The organism is Streptococcus sp. VT 162 (assembly GCA_000688775.2).
Lineage (GTDB): Bacteria > Bacillota > Bacilli > Lactobacillales > Streptococcaceae > Streptococcus.
In genome coordinates, this window is the sequence record CP007628.2 from 1,508,499 (window position 1) to 1,531,680 (window position 23,182).

At 42.4% G+C, this 23,182-nt stretch carries 23 protein-coding genes; 2 read left to right on the forward strand and 21 right to left on the reverse strand.

The genetic code is table 11. From position 1 onward, the window contains the following. Nucleotides 1-6 precede the first annotated feature (6 nt). The 20 genes from V470_07560 to V470_07655 all read right to left on the reverse strand — a co-directional run bounded on the left by V470_07560 (nt 7) and on the right by V470_07655 (nt 20,083). Complete coding sequence (locus V470_07560) at nt 7-2,403, reverse strand: primosome assembly protein PriA (protein ID AHZ48269.1); 2,397 nt, start codon at nt 2,401-2,403, stop codon at nt 7-9. A 65-nt stretch (nt 2,404-2,468) separates the two neighbouring features. After that, a complete protein-coding gene (locus tag V470_07565) occupies nt 2,469-2,783 on the reverse strand; it encodes a DNA-directed RNA polymerase subunit omega (GenBank protein ID AHZ48270.1) in 315 nt (104 codons plus the stop codon). A 24-nt stretch (nt 2,784-2,807) separates the two neighbouring features. Beyond that, nucleotides 2,808-3,434, reverse strand: coding sequence for a guanylate kinase (locus V470_07570; GenBank protein ID AHZ48271.1), 627 nt, complete (start codon nt 3,432-3,434; stop codon nt 2,808-2,810). A 134-nt stretch (nt 3,435-3,568) separates the two neighbouring features. Next, the gene (locus tag V470_07575; protein AHZ48272.1) at nt 3,569-5,182 is read right to left on the reverse strand and encodes a ribonuclease; all 1,614 of its coding nucleotides are present in this window, start codon (nt 5,180-5,182) and stop codon (nt 3,569-3,571) included. A gap of 111 nt (nt 5,183-5,293) precedes the next feature. Continuing rightward, entirely contained in the window at nt 5,294-8,272 is a 2,979-nt protein-coding gene (locus V470_07580) for a restriction endonuclease (protein ID AHZ48273.1), read from the reverse strand. A gap of 60 nt (nt 8,273-8,332) precedes the next feature. Beyond that, nucleotides 8,333-9,238: a hypothetical protein gene (locus V470_07585; protein AHZ48274.1), complete on the reverse strand. Its 906-nt coding sequence runs from the start codon at nt 9,236-9,238 to the stop codon at nt 8,333-8,335. Between the two features lie 181 nt (nt 9,239-9,419). After that, nucleotides 9,420-9,626: a hypothetical protein gene (locus V470_10730; GenBank protein AJZ74456.1), complete on the reverse strand. Its 207-nt coding sequence runs from the start codon at nt 9,624-9,626 to the stop codon at nt 9,420-9,422. Further along, complete coding sequence (locus V470_07595; protein ID AHZ48276.1) at nt 9,619-11,727, reverse strand: N-6 DNA methylase; 2,109 nt, start codon at nt 11,725-11,727, stop codon at nt 9,619-9,621. Before V470_07595 ends, V470_10730 begins: the two co-directional genes overlap by 8 nt. Nucleotides 11,728-11,937: 210 nt before the next feature. Further along, nucleotides 11,938-12,192 carry a toxin YoeB gene (locus V470_07600; protein ID AHZ48277.1) on the reverse strand — a complete coding sequence of 85 codons (255 nt, stop codon included), beginning with the start codon at nt 12,190-12,192 and terminating at the stop codon, nt 11,938-11,940. A gap of 3 nt (nt 12,193-12,195) precedes the next feature. Beyond that, the gene (locus V470_07605) at nt 12,196-12,456 is read right to left on the reverse strand and encodes a prevent-host-death protein (protein AHZ48278.2); all 261 of its coding nucleotides are present in this window, start codon (nt 12,454-12,456) and stop codon (nt 12,196-12,198) included. A gap of 126 nt (nt 12,457-12,582) precedes the next feature. Next, nucleotides 12,583-13,680, reverse strand: a complete 1,098-nt coding sequence (locus V470_07610) for a hypothetical protein (protein AHZ48279.1) — start codon at nt 13,678-13,680, stop codon at nt 12,583-12,585. Nucleotides 13,681-13,689: 9 nt separating this feature from the next. Then, complete coding sequence (locus tag V470_07615) at nt 13,690-14,430, reverse strand: SAM-dependent methyltransferase (GenBank protein AHZ48280.1); 741 nt, start codon at nt 14,428-14,430, stop codon at nt 13,690-13,692. A 320-nt stretch (nt 14,431-14,750) separates the two neighbouring features. Continuing rightward, nucleotides 14,751-15,104, reverse strand: a complete 354-nt coding sequence (locus V470_07620) for a ribosomal silencing factor RsfS (GenBank protein AHZ48281.1) — start codon at nt 15,102-15,104, stop codon at nt 14,751-14,753. Next, nucleotides 15,105-15,698 carry an HAD superfamily hydrolase gene (locus tag V470_07625; GenBank protein AHZ48282.1) on the reverse strand — a complete coding sequence of 198 codons (594 nt, stop codon included), beginning with the start codon at nt 15,696-15,698 and terminating at the stop codon, nt 15,105-15,107. After that, a complete protein-coding gene (gene nadD, locus V470_07630) occupies nt 15,698-16,327 on the reverse strand; it encodes a nicotinic acid mononucleotide adenylyltransferase (GenBank protein AHZ48283.1) in 630 nt (209 codons plus the stop codon). The genes V470_07625 and nadD overlap by 1 nt, the downstream gene beginning before the upstream one ends. A 50-nt stretch (nt 16,328-16,377) precedes the next feature. After that, on the reverse strand, nt 16,378-16,689 hold the full coding sequence (locus tag V470_07635) for an RNA-binding protein (GenBank protein AHZ48284.1): 312 nt from the start codon (nt 16,687-16,689) through the stop codon (nt 16,378-16,380). A gap of 213 nt (nt 16,690-16,902) precedes the next feature. After that, nucleotides 16,903-18,009, reverse strand: a complete 1,107-nt coding sequence (locus V470_07640) for a GTPase (GenBank protein AHZ48285.1) — start codon at nt 18,007-18,009, stop codon at nt 16,903-16,905. A gap of 2 nt (nt 18,010-18,011) precedes the next feature. Then, a complete protein-coding gene (locus V470_07645; protein ID AHZ48286.1) occupies nt 18,012-18,539 on the reverse strand; it encodes an HAD family hydrolase in 528 nt (175 codons plus the stop codon). Between the two features lie 17 nt (nt 18,540-18,556). Next, nucleotides 18,557-19,465: a magnesium transporter gene (locus V470_07650; protein AHZ48287.1), complete on the reverse strand. Its 909-nt coding sequence runs from the start codon at nt 19,463-19,465 to the stop codon at nt 18,557-18,559. Nucleotides 19,466-19,522: 57 nt separating this feature from the next. Next, nucleotides 19,523-20,083 carry a small conductance mechanosensitive ion channel protein gene (locus tag V470_07655; protein ID AHZ48288.1) on the reverse strand — a complete coding sequence of 187 codons (561 nt, stop codon included), beginning with the start codon at nt 20,081-20,083 and terminating at the stop codon, nt 19,523-19,525. A gap of 150 nt (nt 20,084-20,233) precedes the next feature. Between V470_07655 and V470_07660 the strand changes: the two genes are divergently transcribed. Together V470_07660 and V470_07665 are read left to right on the forward strand one after the other, a co-directional pair. Continuing rightward, nucleotides 20,234-21,445, forward strand: coding sequence for a serine/threonine protein kinase (locus V470_07660; GenBank protein AHZ48289.1), 1,212 nt, complete (start codon nt 20,234-20,236; stop codon nt 21,443-21,445). A 49-nt stretch (nt 21,446-21,494) separates the two neighbouring features. Beyond that, nucleotides 21,495-22,448, forward strand: a complete 954-nt coding sequence (locus tag V470_07665; protein AHZ48290.1) for a membrane protein — start codon at nt 21,495-21,497, stop codon at nt 22,446-22,448. A gap of 102 nt (nt 22,449-22,550) precedes the next feature. Here V470_07665 and V470_07670 read toward each other — a convergent pair whose 3' ends face one another. Beyond that, a complete protein-coding gene (locus tag V470_07670; protein AHZ48291.1) occupies nt 22,551-23,093 on the reverse strand; it encodes a hypothetical protein in 543 nt (180 codons plus the stop codon). Nucleotides 23,094-23,182 lie beyond the last annotated feature (89 nt).

The following is a 23,182-nucleotide window of genomic DNA, read 5'->3' on the forward strand; positions in this document are numbered from 1 at the left end:
TCCTTCTTATAAAAATTGCTGCGGTTCATGGTCAATACTGAGACGAAGCTCGCTATTTTCCCGTTCTTGAGTCAAGGCCAAGACCTGGTTGAGAGTCTGTCCCAGCTCATCTTCTAAACGGTATTTAATCAAAATCTGGTAATGATAAAGGTTGTGAGTACGGGTGATGGGTTTTGGCGTTGGTCCAAGGATTTTACTAGTTTCCGATAAACCTGAGCGCAAAATTCCCATGACTTCATAGGCACGTTTGACAACCTCTTCTTCTTTCTTGTGAGAGAGGGTAATCCCAATCGTAAAATAATAAGGCGGATAGCCGAGTTGGCGTCTGATACCCATTTCATAGGCATAAAAGCCTTCATAGTCTTGGTCTTTAGCAAAACGAATGGCATAATGCTCTGGATTGTAGGACTGAATCAAGACCTGTCCAGCCTTTTCTGCACGACCTGCGCGACCAGCAACCTGAGTTAAGAGCTGGAAGGTTCTCTCAGAAGAACGGAAATCAGGCAAGTTCAGGGCTGTATCTGCATTGAGGACTCCGACTAGGGTCACATTTGGAAAATCCAAGCCCTTAGCAATCATCTGAGTTCCCAACAAGATATCTGCTTCCCCTCGGCCAAACTGGTCAAGAAGAGCTTGGTGACTGCCTTTCTTGCGGGTCGTATCCACATCCATCCGCAGAATGCGAGCCTGAGGAAAGAGTTCTGCCAGTTCATCGTAAGCTTTCTGAGTCCCCGTCCCGTAGTAACGAATACTGCGGCTCTGACAGTTGGGACAGACATGAGGAATTCCCTTCGAAAAGCCACAGTAATGGCAGTTCATGGTCTTGGTATCCATGTGGAGAGTCAGAGAAATGTCACAGTTGGGACAAGTATCCACCGTCCCACACTCCCGACACATAACAAAGCTAGAATAACCCCGACGGTTGAGCATGAGGACTACCTGCTCTTTTTTATCCAAGCGGTCTTGGATGGCTTCTAGCAAAGGGGGCGTAAAGTTTGACGTCTCATTCTGCCCGATATAGTCCCGAAAGTCAATCACTTGAACCTCAGGAATAGTGGCTAAAGGATTGGCCCGTTGGGTCAGACGTAAGTGTTGATAGACGCCTTTTCCAGCCCGCGCACGGCTTTCTAAGCTCGGTGTTGCCGAACCAAGGACTAGGGCTGCTTGATTGTACTGGGCCCGTAAAATGGCGACCTCTCTGGCATGATAACGGGGATTGCTGTCTTGTTTGTAGCTAGCTTCATGTTCTTCATCGATAATCATGACACCCAGATTTTTCAAAGGAGCAAAGATAGCTGACCGAGCGCCAACAACAACTTGGGCATCTCCACGCTCAACCTTGCGCCATTCGTCGTACTTCTCACCATTGGATAGGCCTGAGTGAAGAATGGCTACTTTCTCACCGAAACGAGCAATGAACCGCTCCGTCATTTGTGGCGTCAGAGAAATCTCAGGTACCAGTAAAATAGCCGTCTTACCCTTATCCAAGGCTCCTTGGATAATCTGCAAATAAACCTCTGTCTTCCCACTTCCTGTAATTCCTTGAAGGAGGAAAGGAGGCTGTTGACTGCCAATAGCACTGACAACGGCATCACGCGCCTGTCTTTGTTCTGGATTCAATTCCAAAGGTTGGCTGGCTTCAATGCCTTCAAAATAAGCAGCTGAGCGTTGCACTTCCTTTTGGACTATGGACACAGCACCTTGTTCCACAAGGAAGTTGACTTGCTCGCGTGAGTAGGATTCTAACAAGCTAGCCAGAGGAGCACTCTTAGGATGAGACAGCAAATAGTCTCTCAGCTCTGCCTTTTTCTTAGCACGCGCAGAAATCTCAATCTGCTCTAGTCGAGTAGTATCAACCTCATACCAAGACTGGGTCTTGACCTTCTTTTGATCGACTGCCTGGTATTCTAAGCGGAGCAAACCTTTCCTGGTCAAGCGCATCATTTCTGCCTGCTTGGCCAAATCTAGGGAAGAAAAGGCTAGCGAATCTTCTGAACCAAACAGACGCTCTCGTTCTGCCTGGCTCAGACCTTCCAGAGGATAGAGAATCTTATCATAACTGGAGTTTAAAAATCCTGGAAGCATGGCCTTTAGGATGGAGATTTTGTAAGAAAAGACGGACTTGCGTAATTCCTCAGCCAACCAGAGTTGCTCTCGAGTCAATACTGGAGAAAAATCCAGCACTTCCGCAATCTCTTTCAAGTTCTGATTGGCAGCTTCTTCATCCGACTGGGACTCCAAGCCTAGCACAATCCCTTGAATCAAACGATTGCCCTTGCCAAAAGGAACATGGACCCGCATACCGACTTCCAGCATCTCTACAAATTCCTCTGGGACCTTATAACTATAGGGCTGGTCCGTCTGCATCAGGGGAACATCCACGATAATCTTTGCGATAGCCATTCTCTCACCTCCTTCTTGTCAGTAAATTCTTGCAATAGAAAAAATAAGATTGAGTCCCCCCAACCTTAAATTTTTTCACCATCTTCTTTTTCTTTAGCAATTTGCTCTTTGATTTTCTTTTCTTCTTCTTCTTTGCGGCGTTTTTCTTCTTCGATACGGAGACGAACCGCTTCACGTTTTCCTTCTGGATCTGGGTGAATCGTAACATTTCCTGACTCGATTTCTTCTAAAGCACGAAGAGTTGATTTTTCGGACTTAAACTCTTGAGTCGCTGGCGCACCTGCTTCTAGTTCGTGGGCACGTTTTGCTTCCAAGATTACGAGTGAATATTTTGATGGTACCTTGTCTAGCAAGGTATCAATAGAGGGTTTTAACATCATTTGCTTGTACCTGTTTCCTATAGTTTATCGAGTAGTTGGAGATTTTGGCAACATCTCCTGGTAGTGACCAATGACACGGTCCACACGGAAGTGTTCTGCTTCGATCACACGCTTGACACGTTCAGCAGCGAGGGGCACCTGATCGTTGACAATGGCATAATCATACTCACGCATGAGAGCAATTTCTTCCTTGGCTTTTTCGATTCGTTGGGCAATCACTTCTGCACTATCTGTTCCACGACCTACCAAGCGGTCTTGCAATTCATCCAAATCTGGTGGCGTTAAAAAGATAAAAACAGCATCTGGAACCTTTTTCTTAACCTGAAGTGCTCCTTGGACTTCAATCTCAAGAAAGACATCGATTCCCTTGTCTAGGGTTTCGTTGACATAGGTCAGCGGAGTTCCATAGTAGTTACCGACATATTCTGCATATTCCAACATCTGACCTTGACGGATCAGCTCTTCAAACTCTTCACGAGTACGGAAGAAATAGTCCACTCCGTCCACTTCACCAGGACGTTGCGCACGCGTCGTCATCGATACAGAGTATTGAAATTGATTCTCAGAACTCTCAAAAATCTCTCTTCTAACCGTTCCTTTCCCAACTCCTGAAGGACCAGAAAAAACGATTAGCAAGCCTCGGTCTGCCATTATGTCTCCTTTAGTTAGTCTGTGAAATAAAGTGAAATTTCTCTTGGATACTGATGATAGCGTCAGTTATCCTTCTACAGTCTTTCTATCTAGTGTAACAAAAAAGCAGTAATATTTCAACTGCTCTTTCTTATTTATTTAGCATAATCTACTGCACGAAGTTCGCGAATCACGGTTACCTTGATATTTCCTGGGTAATCGAGATTGTTTTCAATTTTCTCACGAACTTTGTGAGCCAAGATTGTGACTTTGTCGTCTTTGATTTGTCCTGGATTAACCATGATACGGATTTCACGTCCTGCTTGAAGGGCAAAACTATTTTGCACTCCTTCAAAGCCATTGGCGATTTCTTCCAAATCATGGAGACGCTTGATGTAGCTTTCAAGAGATTCACTACGAGCACCTGGACGCGCTGCACTCAAGGCATCTGCTGCAGCAACGATCACTGCAATGACGCTTTCGGCTTCCACATCGCCGTGGTGGCTAGCAATGGTATTCACCACAACTGGGTGTTCCTTGTACTTGCGTGCCAACTCTGTACCAATCTCAACGTGGCTACCTTCAACCTCGCGGTCAATAGCTTTCCCGATGTCGTGAAGGAATCCAGCACGACGGGCAAGAGCTGCATTTTCACCAAGTTCACTGGCGATGATACCAGATAACTTAGCAACCTCAATCGAATGACGCAAGACATTTTGTCCGTATGAAGTACGGAACTGCAAGCGTCCCATAATCTTCATCAAGTCCGGATGGAGGTTTGGCGCACCAATCTCATAGGCAGCAGCCTCACCATATTCACGGATTTTATTGTCAATCTCCTGACGGTTTTTCTCCACCAACTCCTCGATACGAGCTGGGTGGATGCGACCATCCTTGAGCAACATTTCCATGGTCATACGAGCAATTTCACGACGAATCGGATCAAATCCTGACAAGGTTACCACTTCTGGCGTGTCGTCAATGATGACATCTACCCCTGTCAAACTTTCAAAGGTACGAATGTTTCGACCTTCGCGTCCGATAATGCGTCCCTTCATGGTATCATCTGGTAGGTGAACTGTCGAGTTTGTTGACTCTGCTACATAGTCACCAGCGATACGCTGCATAGCCTGAACCAAGATATCTTTCGCAATCTTGTCTGAACGTTCCTTGACTTCTTGCTCTGCCTCACGAATGCGGCTAGCAATTTCCTTGGTTAAGTTTTCCTCTGTCTGAGCCAAGATAATATCTCGAGCCTCAGTTTGGGAAAGGGAGCCGATACGTTCAAGTTCAGCTTCTTTTTGTCTTTCGACTTCCTCTAATTGCTCTTCACGTGCATCAAGGTTTTTTGCTCTATCAGAAATACTTTGTTCTTTTTGTTCAAGTGTTTTTTCTTTGTTCGTCAAATTGTCGTCCTTACGGTCAAGGCTCGCAGCTCTCTCCGTCAAACGACTTTCAATTTGCTTGAGCTCCTGACGTTCTGACTTAAATTCAGCGTCCACTTCTTCACGGTATTTTCTGGCTTCCTCTTTGGCCTCCAATAGTGCTTCTTTTTTAAGAGACTTGCTTTCGCTCTTGGCTTCATTTAGCAATAAATCCGCTTCGCGCTCAGCTTGTCCTCGTAAATTAGTTGCTTCTTGTTCAGCATTTAGAAGCATCAACTCTGCAGCCTCTTGAGATGATTTCATCTTAGCTGAGATGCTGACATATCCAATGACTAAACCAATGATGACGGCAAAAACAGCAATCGCAAGTGTCATGATTTCCATGTTTTTACCTCATTAAATTTGTTTATCGAATGACATACATTCCTTAATATTCTATCATAAAAAACCGATTTTCACAAACCCAAATTGAAGAGTTTTGTGTGAATTTTAGGACTACAATTCTTCGGATCCCTTCAAACTTTTATACACATCATCAAAAAATATATTTGCTACTCTCTTCTTGAACGAATCATTATTTAATAGAGCACCATACAAATCCTGACTCTGAGAGTACCCTTCTATCAAGACATTGTCAATTTCTTCTTCAAAGGCAAATACGAAATCATCCCTAGAATTAACACGCGCAGATTGTTTAAGCCTTGGATTCTTTTTCATCAATTCACGAATCGAAACAGCTCCACTTAAGCCAACTTGCTGGTCAATGTTCAAATTTAACTGTTCGTTCATTTCGTCTAAGATTTCAGATAAATGTTTTTCTTGATCTCCAGTAACATCGCTCAAACTTGGTTTAGGAAGAGTTAATTCAGGCTGATATTCTAATTCAGAAACTGCCCTGAAAGAACCTGTTTGCTTATGTTTCATATAATCAACGACAATCTTATCTGCAATTGTAAAATCATTTCCTCCTAAACGAACATCAATCATCTTAACAAGACTTTGAAGATAGTTATATCGTTCGTGTAAAACCTCATTTTGATAAGCCGTTGCCTGAATCAAGAAAGTATACATCCGAAGAAAACCGCGAATAACCTTTCGAATAGACAATTGTTCTTTTTCATCAAAGCGTTTCACTCTATCATAACCTTTATTCAACAAAGCGACCATCTTTTGTTTTTCTCTACTTGAACGTTTTTCTTGATATAAAAATTGATTAAACTCTTGAACCTCTTCGCTGTCCAGAATACCATATTCATCAATTTTACGATCCAACTTTAAGACATCACTAGGAGCAATGGTATCAGCTAAAATCGTCTCTCGATAGTAGGGAGCAAAGGCTGAGCGAATATCGTCGTAGGTATTTTTAAAATCAAGGATAAATGTTTTCTTGTTATAGCCTCTAAAGATCCGATTCAGGCGCGACAACGTTTGCACCGCAGCCACACTACGCAATTTTTTATCCACATACATGGCAACCAACTTAGGTTGGTCAAAACCAGTCTGATACTTGTTCGCAACTATCAACACCTGATAAGCATCAGTATCAAAACGTTCTTTTAAATGCTCTTCCTTAAACTGATTCATTTGAGATTCCGAGAACTCTCTCCCTAGATAATCAACCTTACCAGAAAAAGCAATCAAGGTACCAATGCTGGTGATACTGTGATCTTTAAAGTATTTTTCAAAAGCCAACTGGTACTTGACCGCCACTTCACGACCAGATGTCACAAGCATGGCTTTTCCTTGACCACCCAACTCTGCCATAATATCATGACTGATAAAATGGTCCATGATAATTTCAACCTTTTGATTGATATTCTCATCAGATAATTCCACGAATTTAGCAATCTTACGCTTAGCAAGCGTAGTTTTTAGTTCAGGATCTTCTTCTACTACTTTATTAAGTTGGTAGTAGGTTTTATAAGTCGTATAGTTATCTAAGACATCTAGGATAAAACCTTCCTCTATAGCTTGCTTCATACTGTAGACATCAAAAGGGGCTTTAGAGCCATCGGGCTGTGTTGTACCAAACAACTGTAGGGTAGTTGCCTTAGGAGTTGCCGTAAAAGCAATGATTGAAACATTGTCTTGCTTTCCTGTACGCGCAATCTCCTGCTCAATGGCATCCGCAACTGTCACTTCCTGAATCTCATCAATAGTTCCATCCTCCGTATCCGTTTCAGTCAAGACCTGACTAACTGAACTCATGTAGGAGCCTGTCGTTGAACTATGGGCTTCATCAATCAGGATGGCAAATTTCTTTTTCGCAGTATTCCCTACAGACATCCAGTTGGATTGGTTGATTTGGGCAAACTTATGGATAGTCGTTGCAATGATCTTTGTGTTCCCAGCAATGGCATCAGCTAAATCACTAGATGTCTCACGATCACCCATCACCTTCACAACACCGTTCTTATGGTCAATCTGTCTAACAGCATCTTGTAACTGACGGTCTACTACTATACGGTCTGTGACAATTAAAACTGTATCGACGATATTTCTATTTTGGTCATCATGAAGTGAAACCAGACTATGAGCTAACCATGCTATGGTATTGGTTTTACCAGAACCAGCCGAATGCTGAATCAGATAATTACTATCAGTATGGTTGACTTTCATGTCTTCTAGGAGACGACTAACAGCTCTACGCTGATGGTACCTAGGAAAAATTAGTGTTCTCTTTTTAGCATCATTCTTATCAAGCTCAAAGAAGATAAAACTTTCAATCAGCTGAAGAATACTATCCTTGGTCAATACATCAAGCCACAAGTACTCTGTATCTACACCATTAGGGTTGTGAGGATTGCCACTCCCCATATCAATACCTTCCCCTTTCCCCATATTAAAGGGAAGGAAGTAGGTTTCTTGACCCTTTAACTGAGTTGTCATGTAGATTTCCATAGTATCTACAACAAAGGAAGCTAAGACTCCCTGCTCAAAACGAAAGAGACGATTATTAGGATTGCGACCTTTGAGTTGTTTGATGGCATCCTGAACTGACTGACCACTAGGATTAAACTTGAGCTCGATAGCAAATAGCGCTAACCCATTGATAAAGATAACAAGGTCAATGCGGCCACCCTCTTCATAAACCACTTCCTCAATTACCGACAAACGATTGGCATTATATTGCTGAACAGCTTTTTCATTAAAACTAGTAGCTGGTTTACGATAGAGGAGGCGCAGTTGCTTGTTTTCAATAAAGACTCCCTCTTTTAAGGCGAACAAAAAACCACCCTTGACGATTTCCTTATTGATAAGAGTGATAATCGTCTCCTTGCTCAGTTTTTTAAGGAGATAATCCACGGTCTCTTCCTGAGTCTCCATCAGAAAATCCCATAGGAGTTCCTCATCCATGGCTAATCGAGGATTGTACTGAGCATTATCCCGCTGAATATAGCCATTCTTATCTTTCAAGTCTTTGATAATCCACTGCTGGAAATCATAGCGCTCCTTCAAGCCCAAATTTGCCATAGTTTCTCACTTTCTTGATTTTAAAATTATATTATTCGATACATTCCAATCAAATTTCTATCAGTCAAATAAGGTCATTTGACCAGAAATTTCTTTATTCTTAGATTTTATACGGTGTTCAAATTCGACGACATGTTCATCATCTACAGCATAATGAGTAACTTCCAGAACTTCCCATGCACACTGCTCCTTACCAGCAATACTTTTATCAATCTTTCGTAATTTACATCTTATGAAAAAACCTGTGTTGAACGAGATAACTTTGTTTTGTGATTTTTCTAAAAAATCCTTGTCCTTGATACTAAAACGTATTTTATCCCCTTCATACTCACCTGTCCACTTTTCTGTTACACCAGCTACTAACACAGGAGATATAATATAAACTTTAGCATCGTAAATAACTGTCTCACTAGTCTGGTTATTAGAAATGTAATTATTAAATTCGCCACTACCTATATTACTGGTTACTTGCCCTTCTTGTGTTATCTCGATTTCTGAAATCTCTTTATCAATTTTATTTGCTTTAAAAAAAGCATTTTTGTACTTAGCAAGGCTAGAAAATTCTTCAATGTATGTCTTTGCCTGTTCTAGTGTCAGATCTCCCTTATTTATTTTTTCTTGTAAATCAAGTACTAATTTTTCACGATCTAACGTTGTACTTTTAGGTTCTTGAACTTGTTGAAAAAAAGCAGTAAGACTTATTGAAATAATAGACGTAATACCAGCTATAAAAATTTTGTCTAGATTCTTTTTCCATAAAATTTTAAACTCCGATTTAAAACTGCCTTTATCTCTCGCCAATGCTCTAATTTCAATTGAGAGACCAAATTGATTGGTTATTTCATATAAAAAATCAGCTAAATTTTGTTCAGATTTTAATAGTGTCTTAGCATCTAACTCATGTTTTTTAGAATCCTCAAAAATCCATCGAATGGAATAACTATATTCTCCTATTTCTGTATCCATTACACCCTCCTCTTCCCTGTCACATAATCATAAATAAGAGTTTGTCGTTGTTTGTTAATATTTTTAATTTGCTGATTCTTGATTTGTATAAGGTTATCAATTTGAGCGGTTTTTTCATACAAAAGATTAGCAATTTTTTGTTGCTCAACAAGACTTGATGGAAAAGTAATTTTCATATTTTTTATATATTCCCAACTTGCTCTAGGCATTTTGTTTCAACAAATTTCCCAGTTTGACTTTCTATATTTTCTAGTCCTATATAAGGTACAGAAGAGTCTGTTATTCTTTTTTCACTTCTAGTAGCTACTAAATATCTTATTTTAGACATCTCCCACTCTTCTGGTATCTGTCCGATCCAGTCGATGCCACTCTCTTTCATCCTAGTCATGTTTTAGTTCCTCCAAGAGAGTCTGTAGCTCTGCTTCTAGGTCATAGAACTCTTCCAAAAGCTTCTCTGCACTTTCTGGTGCTTGGTATTTATAGAAATAGCGGGTAAAAGGAATCTCGGCTCCATAGCCCTTTTCTTCATCAAACCAGTAGTGGGCGTCAGGTACATGGGGATAGACCTCACGAGCAAAGTAGTCTTCCACATCCTCTGTCAGTTTGACGATTTCACTGTCCTTGGTGGTCTTATCATAGACAATCCCTCCAGCAATCTCATTTGGCTTGTCCTTCTTCTTAGTACGGATGACTTCTGCCGTCTTGTCCATTTCACTCATAGCCAAAGCTAAAGCATTTATGTTGGCAGGCGTTACCTTGATGTCTCCCAACAAGTCCTTAATGACTTGGACAAAGCTTTCAAAGTTAGGATAACTGTCATCTGTAATTCCCTCACGAAGAGCATCTAAGATAGCTTCTTGCTTGGCCTTCCCAGCTTCAAAGTCTTGTAATTTCTTCTCATCCTTGGCTGAGCGTGGTTCCATCTCTAGCAATTCTTGAAACTGGTATTCGTCAAACAGTTTAGCTAGGAAAGGAACGCTTTTTGCCTTTTCAATGGTTTCTTCAGTAATCCAGCCACGACGTTGCAGAGGTTGCATGACTGTATATTCTCGGTAAAGAAACTCTTCCTTATCAAAGATTTTCACATGGTCATTTTCTTTGAAATCATCATACCATTGGAGGATCTGGCGGATATTGTCTTGAGACAACTCACGACGTTTTTGTCCAAGTGACTTACGCAAAGGGACAAACTCCTCTGTCGCATCGATAAACTGGACCTTGTTTTGACGCTCAGGAGATTTATTTTTATTGTAAATCCAGATATAAATTCCAATCCCTGTATTGTAGAAAAACTGTCCTGGAAGGGCAATAATAGCTTCCAACAAGTCATTCTCAAGGATGTAACGGCGGATCTGACTTTCCCCAGATGAAGTACCTCCAGAAAAGAGAGGGGAACCATTTGAGATGATAGCAGCTCGACCATTTTCTTCTAATTTCGCTAACGCATGAAGATGAAAAAGCAGTTGGGCATCGCCAGTTCCCGGAGTCGCTACAAAACGTCCTTGTTGACCTTCTGTACTCTCAAAGAGATTATGGTCTCTTTTAACTGCGTCTTCTACGCCATCATCTGCATCTTTCCCGCCCCAGGATTGACCAAAAGGAGGATTGGCAATGACAAAACTCATCTTCTTATCTGGGAATGGATCCGGATCTTTTAAGGTATCGGTCTTCACGAAATAGTCCGAGTCTTCCTGACGAATCAACATATCCGCTTGACCAATCCCGAAAGTCTCAGGTAAAACTTCCTGACCAAAAAGACGGACAGTTGCCCCTGTATCGAGCTTACGGATATAACTTTTGGCTGTCGCTAGCATACCACCTGTCCCAGCAGCCATATCTAAGATTTTCAACTCTTTTTTATCGACAAATAATTCTTCATCGGCTTCGATCAAGAGAAGATTGACCATTAGAGCAATTACTTCACGAGGCGTATAGTGGGAACCTGCTTCCTCATTTTCAGAAAAACGGCGGATAATATCCTCGAACATATAGCCCATCACCATAGAGTCAACAGAACTTGGCGATAAATCAATCTGAGAAAATTTCTTAATCACTGTAAAAAGACGTCCAGACTGTGCAAGTGTGCGGACCTGCTCTTTAAACTTAAGGTTTTCGATAATGTCCTTCACACGACAAGAATAACCATCTAGGTAGTCGATGAAATTTTCTTCTATCGCATTAGGATCATTTTGGAGATTTTCTAGCGTGAAAGAACTGGTATTATAGTATTTGTAGCCAGATTTATTCTCAAGAACTTTTTCAGGCGTATTGGGATTTGACTTATAAAGTGCAACTACTTCATCTTTCGTTGGCAATAAAGCAGCTTCTAAGCGAGTCAAGACAAACATCGGAATGATGACATCTCGATACTTATCTGCACGGTAAGCCCCACGTAAGGTATTGGCAATCGACCAAACTGCATTGACTACATTTGAAATCTGAACATCGTTCGACTGGAATAGCGGTAGTTTTTCTTTGAAATTAGACATTTGCTTCCCCTGTTTTTAATATTAACAATTCTCTTCATTATACCACAAAATAAGAGTTATAAAGCGGATTCAAGGGACAAGAATCTAATTATTATACTAATAATTTTTCACTGATTTTCTAACTTAGGAAATCTATCATTTTCCAAAAAACTTTATCTTCAATTGACTATCTAAAATTTCTAAAATAAAAAAGCCTACCTTTCAATAGACTTAGTAATAATCTTTAAAGGATAAGAAAGCCACGCTATCTCCATCCATCATATAAATCAAGCGATTTTCTGCATCAATGCGCCGCGACCAAGCTCCTTGATAGTCATACTTGAGTGGTTCTGGTTTCCCCATTCCTACAAAAGGATCGCGTTGAATATCCTTGATTAATTTATTGATTCTTTTTAATGTTTTCTTATCTTGGTTTTGCCAATAGCAATAATCCGCCCGGGCATCTTCTGTAAATTTGAGCAGCATTCCTCACTCCTCAATCACATGCACCTGAGTGCTTCTAGCACGAACTTGAGCCATTCCTCGCAAGACCTTGTCAGAAAGTTCCTTATTTTGAGCGATTCTCAGGGTTTCCTGAATACTATCCCACTCGCTCTTTGAAAGGACTACAATATCCTCATCTGGATTTTTATTGACCACCGTTAAAGGCTCAAACTCATCGTTTACCTTTTTCATGTAGTCCTTTAAATGATTTCGGAATGTTGAGTAAAGAACTGCTTCCATAACCATACCTCGTTTTACCTCTTTTCCACTATTATACACAAAAAGAAAGAAATTGTCAGGAACTTGTACAAGATTTTTCTTTTCCATCTATTTATTCGAAAATCTTCTAAAAAAGCCTACCTTTCAGTAGACTTAGTTTGATTCGATTTTGATAGGCACTCTGCCAAAATTCTGCTCTGCGATACTTGGGTGTCCTAGTTGGTAAATCTGGTCTGCCTTTTGAGTCATAGCATCCCAAGGTTCTTTGCCAATTCGACTGACTAGATGGACCTGCCCTTTCAGAGACTTGAGGTGTTGTCTGCCTTTCTCGGTAAATCCAAGGACATGAATGGCTTCTGGCAAGTCGCTTTCTCTGGCCTGCACCAAAATATAGGTCAAGAGGCGTCTGACACGCGCCTTGGTATAACGCTTGGTGGCAACTGTCTCGACCAATTCGTCAACAGACTGGGCTGTTTTGATAACTTCCTTGATGCGCACAGCCATTTCTTGATTGACCTGATAGATGGTCGTTAGTTCTGGATTTGACAAGATTTGATAGCGGAGAAATGGAAAATAGTCATCCCAGCTTACCTTACTGGCCTGTTCAAAGAGAGCAACAGAAGGCATAAAGCGTTCTAAGAAACCTTGGTCTGATTGATGCTGACGAAGGGCTGTCGCCGAGGCAAAGTCCACATCCTTGTCCACAGAATGATAACCCGCTCCCTGACGCTGAATCGGATGGAGTTTGATTCTACGTCCCGCAACCGCCTTGGCATAGGCCAAAGCTAGAACATGATTGGGCGTATTGCCAGAAAAATCAAGGCCTGCAAATTCCTTCCACATAGCTTGAGTTTTCTGGGGATAGGAGAGGGAATCAGGCAGATTTTCCACAAATTTCTCCATCTCAGTACCTTGCTCTGTGTATAAGTCAGATATCTTTTGATAATCCAGAACTTCCTCTGTCCCAAAGGCTAGGGTATCAATGCCCAAGCGAGCCAAGATATCCACGGCTCCTTGACCGAAGAAATCTGCTGCCTGAACACTGACTAAAAAGGGCAATTCCACTACCAGATCCGCTCCATTTTCCAGCGCCATCTGGGCCCGTGTCCACTTGTCCACGATAGCAGGCTCTCCACGCTGCATGAAATTTCCAGACATGGCAACGATTTTCAGTCCCTTCGCCTGATCCAGCAGGTATTTATGCCCATTATGAAAAGGATTAAACTCCGCGATAATACCTGTGATGGTCATGATATTCTCCTACTTCTGCGCGACAAAAAACCAACGGGTGCTGGTTTCTGTCGGCTCCTTGTCCTCAAAGTCCGCAAAGAGTTTGAAGGACTTGAAACCAGCCTGCTCCAGCAAAATATCATAGGTCAAAACCTCATAAGTCCGCTCCTCATGCACTTCATCGTGACGACTAAAGGAACCGTCAGCCTCCTTGATAAAGAAAGTCAACTCATGCACGATGGAGTGAGGAGCTTCGTCCTCATAGGTGTCCCAAAGCATGGCAAAATCTTCCGCATTTTCATGGTAAGAATAGCCTGGAAAAACTTCATCTGTCTGGTAGGTCGAATGTACATCAAAGATAAATACTCCGTCTTCATTGAGGGCATTATACACTTCCTTAAAGACGTCTCCTACTTCCACCTCATCCTGCATGTAACAGATCGAGTCCGAATAACAAGTAACAAAATCATATTTCCCTGCTTTGGACAAATCCAGCATGTTGCCTTCAATAAAATCAATCTTTTGCTTGGCTGAAGCAGCTCTCTTCTCCGCAATCTTCAGCATATCTGCGCTCAAGTCAAGCCCCGTCACATCAAAGCCTGCTTGAGAAAAGCGCACAGACTGGATACCTGTCCCACAAGCCAATTCCAAAAGCTTCTTTCTCTCCTTGGTCTTAGGCAAATGACGCAGAGAAAAATCCGTCCATTTATCGTATAAACTGTCATCCATGACCGCATCATAGACTGCCGCAAAGGTTTCATAAGTCGCCATATTCATGATACCAAGTCCGCCCGTAATCGGAATGAAAATTAGGAGCTTGACGATGGAGCCGAGCTCCAAGGAAGGCTATCTATTTTCCGACGATTACAGGACGGGTTCAAATCCTTTCTAAGATACAAAGAGCGTTAAAAGCTAAGAGAAAATAGGAATCTTACCGACGTAGCGTCAGATACAAAGGAAGTTCCTCTTTTTCTCACAGCTTTTAGCTCGTGTTCAGTTTCAAGATCAACCAAACACGACGCCCTCACCTTTCTATCAATTTTTTCTAAAATAAGCAAAGAAACCCAGTTGCCTGCAACTGAGTTCATCTACTATGCTAAGGCTTCTGAAATGTCTATTGAGCTCGCCTCATGCCATAGTTTTTCTAGGTTATAATGGGCACGCATTTCTTCTGAGAAGATATGCACAACAACACCGCCGAGGTCCAACAAAACCCATCCTCCAGCTGCATCACCTTCAACATGACTGCCTTTAAAGCCTGCTTCCGCTACTTTTTCACGGATATTATCTGCGATAGCGTCCAACTGACGGCTATTCATCGAGCTCGTGATGACAAAGTAGTCCGTCACGCTAGTCAAATCTTGTACGTCAAGTGCGAGAATATCCTCCGCACGTTTCTCATCAGCCGCTTTCACGACTAGTTCTAGTAATTCTTTTTCGTTCATTTAGTCCTCTTTCAAATAGTGTACAAAGGCGTTATAGGTTTCAAGGGTTTGGGGATAGATGGGAAATCCCTGATGAGCTAGATGCTCCACGGTACGAGCTGTTTCGTAGGCCACTGCCTTATTGAGCGATAGCACAGCAATCTCACGTGCCTCGTCCACTCCAGGAAAGGCACGATTGTGCTCGATATAATCTGCGACGTAGATGACTTTGTCTAGATCGGTCATCTGACCAGCTCCGACTGTATGGATTTCAATAGCTCGCAGGATTTCAGAGTCTTGCAAATCCAAGTCCTCCTGAATCTTGTAAATTCCAACCATGCCATGCCAGACATTATTGCTCCAGTTTTTGAGATCAGAATCTAGCTGGTAACGGTCAATCAAATCCAGAAATTCCTGATCTGACAGCTTTTTAGCATAGTCATGAAGAAGGCCTGCAAGACCTGCTTTCTCAGTATCCACACCGAATCGCTGGGCCAGTTCTATGGCTGCACGCTCCACACCCAAACAATGGGTTAAGCGTTTTTCAGGTAGAAGCTCTGCCATTCTTTCCAACAAAGCCTCTCGGGAACAGTTGATATAGTCTTGATAGGCCATCAGTAAAGCCCCTCCTTCTCTATGTAGTCTAGCACTGGCTGAGGTAGGAGAAAGTTGGGTTTCCGACCTTGGGCAATGAAGTCACGCACCATGCTGGACGAGATGTCCATGAGAGGCACATCCACCCAGATAACTGGATAGGAAGTCCCTGCCTTGTAGCGCGGGCGCTGAACTCCAACAAACTGAACCATGTCGACCAGCTCATCAATTCGGTACCATTTAGGCAGATAGTCCACCATATCAGCCCCGATAATGAAGTAATAATCCGTATCTGGATGTTGCTCTGTCAAAATCTTCATAGTGTCGTAGGTGTAGGAAATGCCCTTGCGCTCCAGCTCAATAGTTTCAATGGCTAAGCCTTCAATCCCCTCAATCGCCAACTCAAGCATCTTGAGACGGTGGTGCTCGGGGATGGTTTCCTTTTTATCCACATGAGGTGGTTGGTATTCGGGCATAAGCAGGACCTGGTCCAGTCCTAACTGTTGTCGTACTTGGTCCGCCACAACAAGATGGGCATTGTGAACAGGGTTAAAATTCCCCCCTAAAATCCCGACTTGTTTGCGTTTTTTCTCCTTGATTTCTGGCTCCAACTCTACCTTGGTAAAGGGAGTCAATAATTCGATTGCCATAGGCTCGTCTTCCTTTAATTCTCTGTAAAAACAGTTGTTTGGAGTAGGTTTTAGATTTCTTTGACTTTCTTGGAAATCTTGCGATTTTCTTTCTTGCTGGATTGTTTAAACAAAATCAAGATGCGTCCGATTTTTTGGACAGTATCCACACCGATTTCTTCTTCCAAGATTTCAGCTACTTCGTGGATGTTTTCATCTGTGTTTTGCAAGAGCGTAACTTTAATCAATTCGCGGGCGTCAAGGGCTTGACGGACGCTGGTTTTGATTTGGTCGTTGAGTCCATTTTTCCCGATTTGGATGATGGGTTTGAGGGTATGTGCCTGGCTGTTGAGGAAGGCACGTTGTTTTGATGTTAATGACATAATTTCTTTAAAAGAGTTTCTTTTAATACTTTTCTGAAGTGGTGACGGACGTCAGCAAAGTCCTTCGGACTTTCATGACTAAAATTTGAGCCTAAGGTCTCAAATTTTCCGCAGTTGGTACAACTCCTTGTACCAACTGACACCACGGCGAAAAGTATTCGTTATGGGCTCGCAGAGCTCGCCCGAATCCAGACAACTCTTTCCTTTCTGTATTTAAATGATTGCTTTTCGTGTGACGACGGCGACGCCTTCTGGTGCCCAGATAGCAACTTTGGCGGTGCCTGTTACGCGGATCCAGCCTAGGCCTGAAATGACTAGGTCTGTCTTGTCCTTGATGGTAAATACATGTTGGACTAGTTTTGGAAAATCTTCTTTTTCTTTGCTATTTGGTGGTGTCAAAAGGATTCCCAGGTGCTTGTCATAAAAGGCACTAGCGCCTTCTAGCTTGGTACGGTGGAGTTTGAGTTCGTTGTCAAAGAAAGCTGTGAATCCTTGCTTTTCTCCTGATATGAAGTCAAAGCGTCCGAGACCACCTAGAAACAGGGTTTGTTCAGGGTTAAGCTGATAGGTTTTGGGCTTGATTTCCTTTTTAGGGCTGACATACTTGAGGTTTTTGGCCGTCAAGTAGTGGGCCATCTGGTGGCGGTGAATGATTCCCGGTGTATCGTAGATATAAGATCCGTCATCAAGTGGGATTTCAATCTTATCCAAGGTTGTCCCCGGGAAACGCGAAGTCGTGATGACATTCTGGTCACCTGTGATTTCTTGGATAATAGCGTTGATAAGGGTTGATTTTCCAACGTTGGTTACCCCAACTACGTAGACATCGCGGCCCTTACGGTAGTGTTCAATCTTGTCAATGACTTCCTTAATAGCATGCTTATTCTGTGCTGAAGTCAGGACGACATCCACTGGACGAAGTCCTTCTTCGTGGGCACGCTCCATCAGCCACTGGCTAATCTTGCCCGGTTTAACAGACTTGGGCAGGATATCTTTCTTATTTCCAACCAAGAGGACATCATTGCCCGATACAAAGCGTGGCAAGCCAGGGATGACAGAGCCATTAAAATCAAAAATATCAATGACATTGACCACCAAGGCATCACTGTCTCCCACCTCGTGCAAGAGCTTGAGGAAGTCGTCGTCCGTCAACTGGACATCTGTGATTTCATTGTAATGACGAAGACGGAAACAGCGTTGGCAATAAACTTCGCCTGTCTCCAAACCTTTTTCAAGTGCCGACTGGGGAGTGAAACCAAGACCAGCCTTGTCTGCCGTCTGAATGGTTGCTCCACAACCAATACAGAGAATTTCTTCCATAGTTAAATTCCTTTTTTATATGTAATCGGTCCGTACTTTTCAGTGATTTTTCGCATAACACGGCGCTCGCGAGCCCGGTTGATTTGCGTTTTGATAGAGTCATGTTGGACCAAGGGTTTGACTAAGATCGAGCGAATACCTGCACGGTGGGCTGCTCGTATATCCGTCATGAGCTGGTCGCCGACCATGACCACTTCATTTTTCTCATAGTGGAATTCCTTCATGGCACGGTCAATCCCAAATGTGAAAGGTTTCAAGGCCCAATAAATGTAATCAATTCCAAACTTTTCAACTGCTCGTTGGACTCGTTTTTTAGTGTTATTTGAGACCACGATGATGCGAATACCCGCGTCCCGAAGATCATGTAGCCATTGTTTCATCTCTGGCGTCCCATCAGGGTTGTTCCAAGCAATGAGGGTATTGTCCAAATCGACCAAAACAGCCTTGATACCATGCGCTTGCAGGCTTGGGACTGTCAGATCATAAACTGCTTCCACAGCAAAGTCTGGCATATAATTTTCAATCGCCATTCTGGCTCCTTTTCTTTTTAATTTCTAGCAATATTCTTTAAATATTGGGCTAAGACTACCCATAAAATGAGACTAGCTATCAAAATATAAATCCAAGCATTTGGTTCATCTGCAAACGGTAAGGGAACATTCATTCCGAAGAATCCTGTAATAACCGCAAGGATAGCTAGCAAGACTGAGATAATTGTCAAAGTTGTCAAATTATCATTTAGATTATTATTTAGGATGTTGTTGTAAGAGGCTGAGAGTTGTTGCAAAACTTGAGAAATCAAGTCTGTCATCGAAACCAACTGATGCGCTTCAATCATGGCATCGTCAAACTGCTCTCTTTCTACCTCATTAAAATTGCGATAAAGAGCATGCCCTTGGATGTGTTCCAAGAGGAGACGATTTTGTTTGGCAGCTGCTGTCAGGTAAACCATACCAGTTTCCAAGTCAGAGAGGGCAAAGAGATTTTTTTTAGTTGTTTTCTGACGAAGAAGTGCACTGATTTCATCCTTACTTTTATCCATCTCTTCAATCACTGGATAATAAGCATTGCTTATAATCTCTAAACTGGCAAAAAGAAATTTGTAGATTGAAACAACTTCATGGCTTTCAAGGTAGGTTGCCATACGTTTAATCACATAACTATTCTTGTGATTGCTAATTGTGATCAGCCGTTGTTTTTCAACGATAAAGGTCATCGGAATCGCTTCATAATATTCTTTGTCTTTTTCTAAATCAAGAACATTATAAATAAAGGTTACCGTTCCCGTTTCACGGTGATAGTCCATGTGGGCACGCTCATTTCTATCCAGAGCATACTCGATAGTTTCCTTGTCCAATCCATAGACATCCGAAAGGTCTTCCATGTTTTTAATTTTGTCCACATCAAGGTCTATCCACGTACAATCGTGACCTAATTTTTTCTCTACAAATAGCATACTCTCTCCTTTACCAAACTCCTTCTATTGTACCACAAATCTGCTAAAATAGCCGGCCTATTCAGTACGAGATAGATTGCTGACGACGGTGATATTACGATTGGGAACAAAGTGAAGGGCTTGATCGTCACCTCGCAGTTGCGTTGTACGGATCCCTACGCTAACGACCTTTCCAGAAACGGTAATCGGTCCATTTGTGAGAACGACTTCATCACCCACATCAAGCTGGCGTTCAAAAAGGATGAAGAAACCATTAATGACATCGGATAGAAAGCCTTGCGCCCCCATACCAATGGCCACCCCAGCAATCCCCGCACCGGCAAGGAGGCTGGAAACTGGCAGTCCTAAAATAGACAGGATACAGTAGAGCAAGAAGAAATAAAGAATGTAATTAAAGACATTCTCTAGCAAACGCGAGATGGTCTTTTGTCTTCCTGCATCTCGATTTGAAAATTTAAGTGAGGGTTTGACAATCTTTCGTACAGTCGCATGAAGCATCTTTTTAGCTATATAAAATAGTAAAAACAAAATCAAAAGAGAAATCACCTTGGTTAAGAGATTCTCTAACATGGTTGTTAAATCAAGTTTATCAAAATAGCGTTGAAAAAAATCTTGCATATAAAACTCCTTTCCCCTATTATACCATAAAATCGTCCTTCTCTTTTCTTTCATAATTATTCAATTATCGGCCCTATTTTCAAAATATCACTTGCCTCTATAGCATATTTATACTATAATTATAAACAATACATTTTGAAGGAGACTGCTATGAAACGAATCATTAGAGCCTGGATCAAGGCAAGCCTCATCAAACGAATCCTTATTGGAATGATTTTTGGAGCGACATTGGGGATGCTCTTTCCAAACCTTACAGGAATTGGCCTGCTTGGAGATCTCTTTGTAGGTGGACTGAAAGCCATCGCTCCTATTTTGGTTTTTGCCCTTGTTGCCAATGCCCTTTCCCAACACCAAAAGGGACAAAACACCAATATGAAGACGGTTATTTTCCTATACTTGCTCGGAACCTTTGCTGCTGCATTGGTAGCCGTTCTAGCTAGTTTCTTACTGCCTGTACAAATCACCCTGACCAACGCAAATACAGAAGTTGCTGCTCCTGATGGTATTGGTCAAGTCCTCAGCAATCTACTACTCAAACTGGTGGACAATCCCTTGAATGCCATTGTTGAAGCCAACTATATCGGGATTCTCTCTTGGGCAGTTATCTTTGGCTTGGCTATGAGAGAGGCAAGTAAACACAGTAAAGAATTACTGAAAACCATGGCGGATGTCACCTCTAAAATCGTAGAATGGATTATCAACCTAGCTCCCTTTGGGATTTTAGGCTTGGTTTTCAAGATCATCTCTGACAAGGGCATTGCTAGTTTGGCTAACTACGGTGTCCTCCTAGGACTTTTGATTGCTACTATGGCCTTTGTTGCTCTCATCATCAACCCGCTCATCGCCTTTCTCTTTATGAGGAAAAATCCCTATCCCCTTGTTTTGAAATGTCTACGTGTCAGTGGTATTACAGCCTTTTTCACTCGTAGCTCTGCCGCCAATATCCCTGTCAATATGAAACTCTGCCAAGACTTGGGACTGAATCCTGACACCTACTCTGTCTCCATCCCGCTTGGTTCGACCATCAATATGGCTGGCGCTGCAGTTACCATAAATGTCCTGACCCTGGCTGCTGTCAACACACTCGGAATCTCGGTAGACTTTGGGACAGCATTTGTGCTCAGTGTCGTGGCTGCCATTTCTGCCTGCGGAGCCTCTGAAATCGCTGGGGGATCCCTTCTCCTTATTCCTGTAGCTTGTAGCCTCTTTGGGATTTCCAACGACTTGGCTATGCAGGTTGTCGGAGTCGGTTTTGTGATCGGAGTCGTGCAAGACTCCTGCGAAACAGCCTTGAACTCTTCAACAGATGTCCTCTTTACAGCGGTTGCCGAGTATGCTACAAACCGAAAACTTCGCCCCTAGTCTCCGACTCCTCGTTAAACACTTGACTCTATTAGTTTAGGAAATTTTCATGTCTCTCACTCAACGTACGACAAAACTGATCTTAGCGACCTGTCTCGCTTGTTTTCTCGCTTATTTTTTAGATTTATCATCAGCAGTTTCAGCTGGAATCATCGCTCTCTTAAGCCTCTCCGACACGCGCAGAAGCACGCTGAAATTAGCACGTAACCGCCTCTTTTCCATGCTCCTAGCGCTCGCTATCGGTGTTCTAGCCTTTCAGCTGACGGGCTTTCACATCTGGAGTCTGGGCCTCTATCTGGCTCTCTATGTCCCTCTTGCTTACAAAATGGGTTGGGAAATTGGCATCACCCCTAGCAGTGTCTTGGTCAGTCATCTCTTGGTACAGGAGTCTACCTCCCCAGATCTCTTGCTTAATGAAGTACTCCTCTTTCTCATAGGGACAAGCTTTGCTCTATTGGTCAACCTTTACATGCCCTCTCGTGAGAAAGCCATCCAAAGTTACCACCTTCAGGTCGAAGAAAAGTTAAAAGACATCTTGCTTCGCTTTAAATACTATCTGTCAAGAGGAGACGGGCGCAATCAAGCCCAACTCGTTGACCAATTAGACAAGCTCCTCGATGAAGCCCTCAAGCTGGTTTATTTGGATCACTCGAATCATCTCTTTCACCAGACGGACTACCATATCCACTACTTTGAGATGAGACAGCGACAAAGTCGCATCCTACGAAACATGGCTCAGCAGATTAATACCTGTCACCTGGCCGCCAGTGAGAGTTTGATCTTGGCCCAGCTCTTTTCTAAGATTGCTGCCCAGCTAAGCCAGACCAATCCTGCTCATGACCTACTTGATGACATCGAACGCTATCTGCAAGTCTTCCGCAATCGGAGTCTCCCTAAAACACGTGAGGAATTTGAGACCCGTGCCACTCTCCTGCAACTACTACGCGAAGCCGAAACTTTTATCCAGGTCAAGGTCGATTTTTACCAGAAATATGGAAACTAGAATGCAAAGAACCTCAGAGGAAGTCCTCTGAGGTTCTTTTGTTTTGCATTTGGAAGGGAATTTTATTCCCTCACACTGTTCTCAAAAAAGAAATAGCAACTCCTAGTCGTCCATTACTCCGCCTGTAAGTTGGTACATGAGGTAAATGTGCTCCAAGACTTTTACCTTATCCATGTGGTCTACATCTTTTACGCCTCCCAAGGCCAGCAAAGGAACAAAACCGAAACACTCATCGTAGGCTAATCGACCATGTTTGGCGACCGCTTTTTTGTAGAGTGGAATATCGAAATAATCGTCTTTGAAATCTTCATCATCAACATACTCTATGAAACGGTCCATACGCTTAATCATAATATCCAAATCTTGAATATTATATTGGACAATTCCCACGTAGGTATTCTTTTCCCAAGTAATAATATCTCCAAATGCTGTTACAAACATAGGAAAAGCGACATCTCCTCTGAAATAACTATCTTGGAGAAGTTCAAGATAATCCTCTGGATTAATCACCTTCAAATAACCATCTAAAAAGGTTCCCAGACCATCCTCCTGCCAAATTTGAACCAACTCAGCTGGAACTTGATTTTTATATTTTTCAATAACATCTTTGGGCATATCTGCCACTTTTATAAAGTTTTCTAACATTTTTTCCTCCTTTTTCAGTTTATAGACAAAAATATTAGATGCTATTCCCCTCATTCGTAGAAAATCTAAAATAGGTTGCTTTCCCTCCC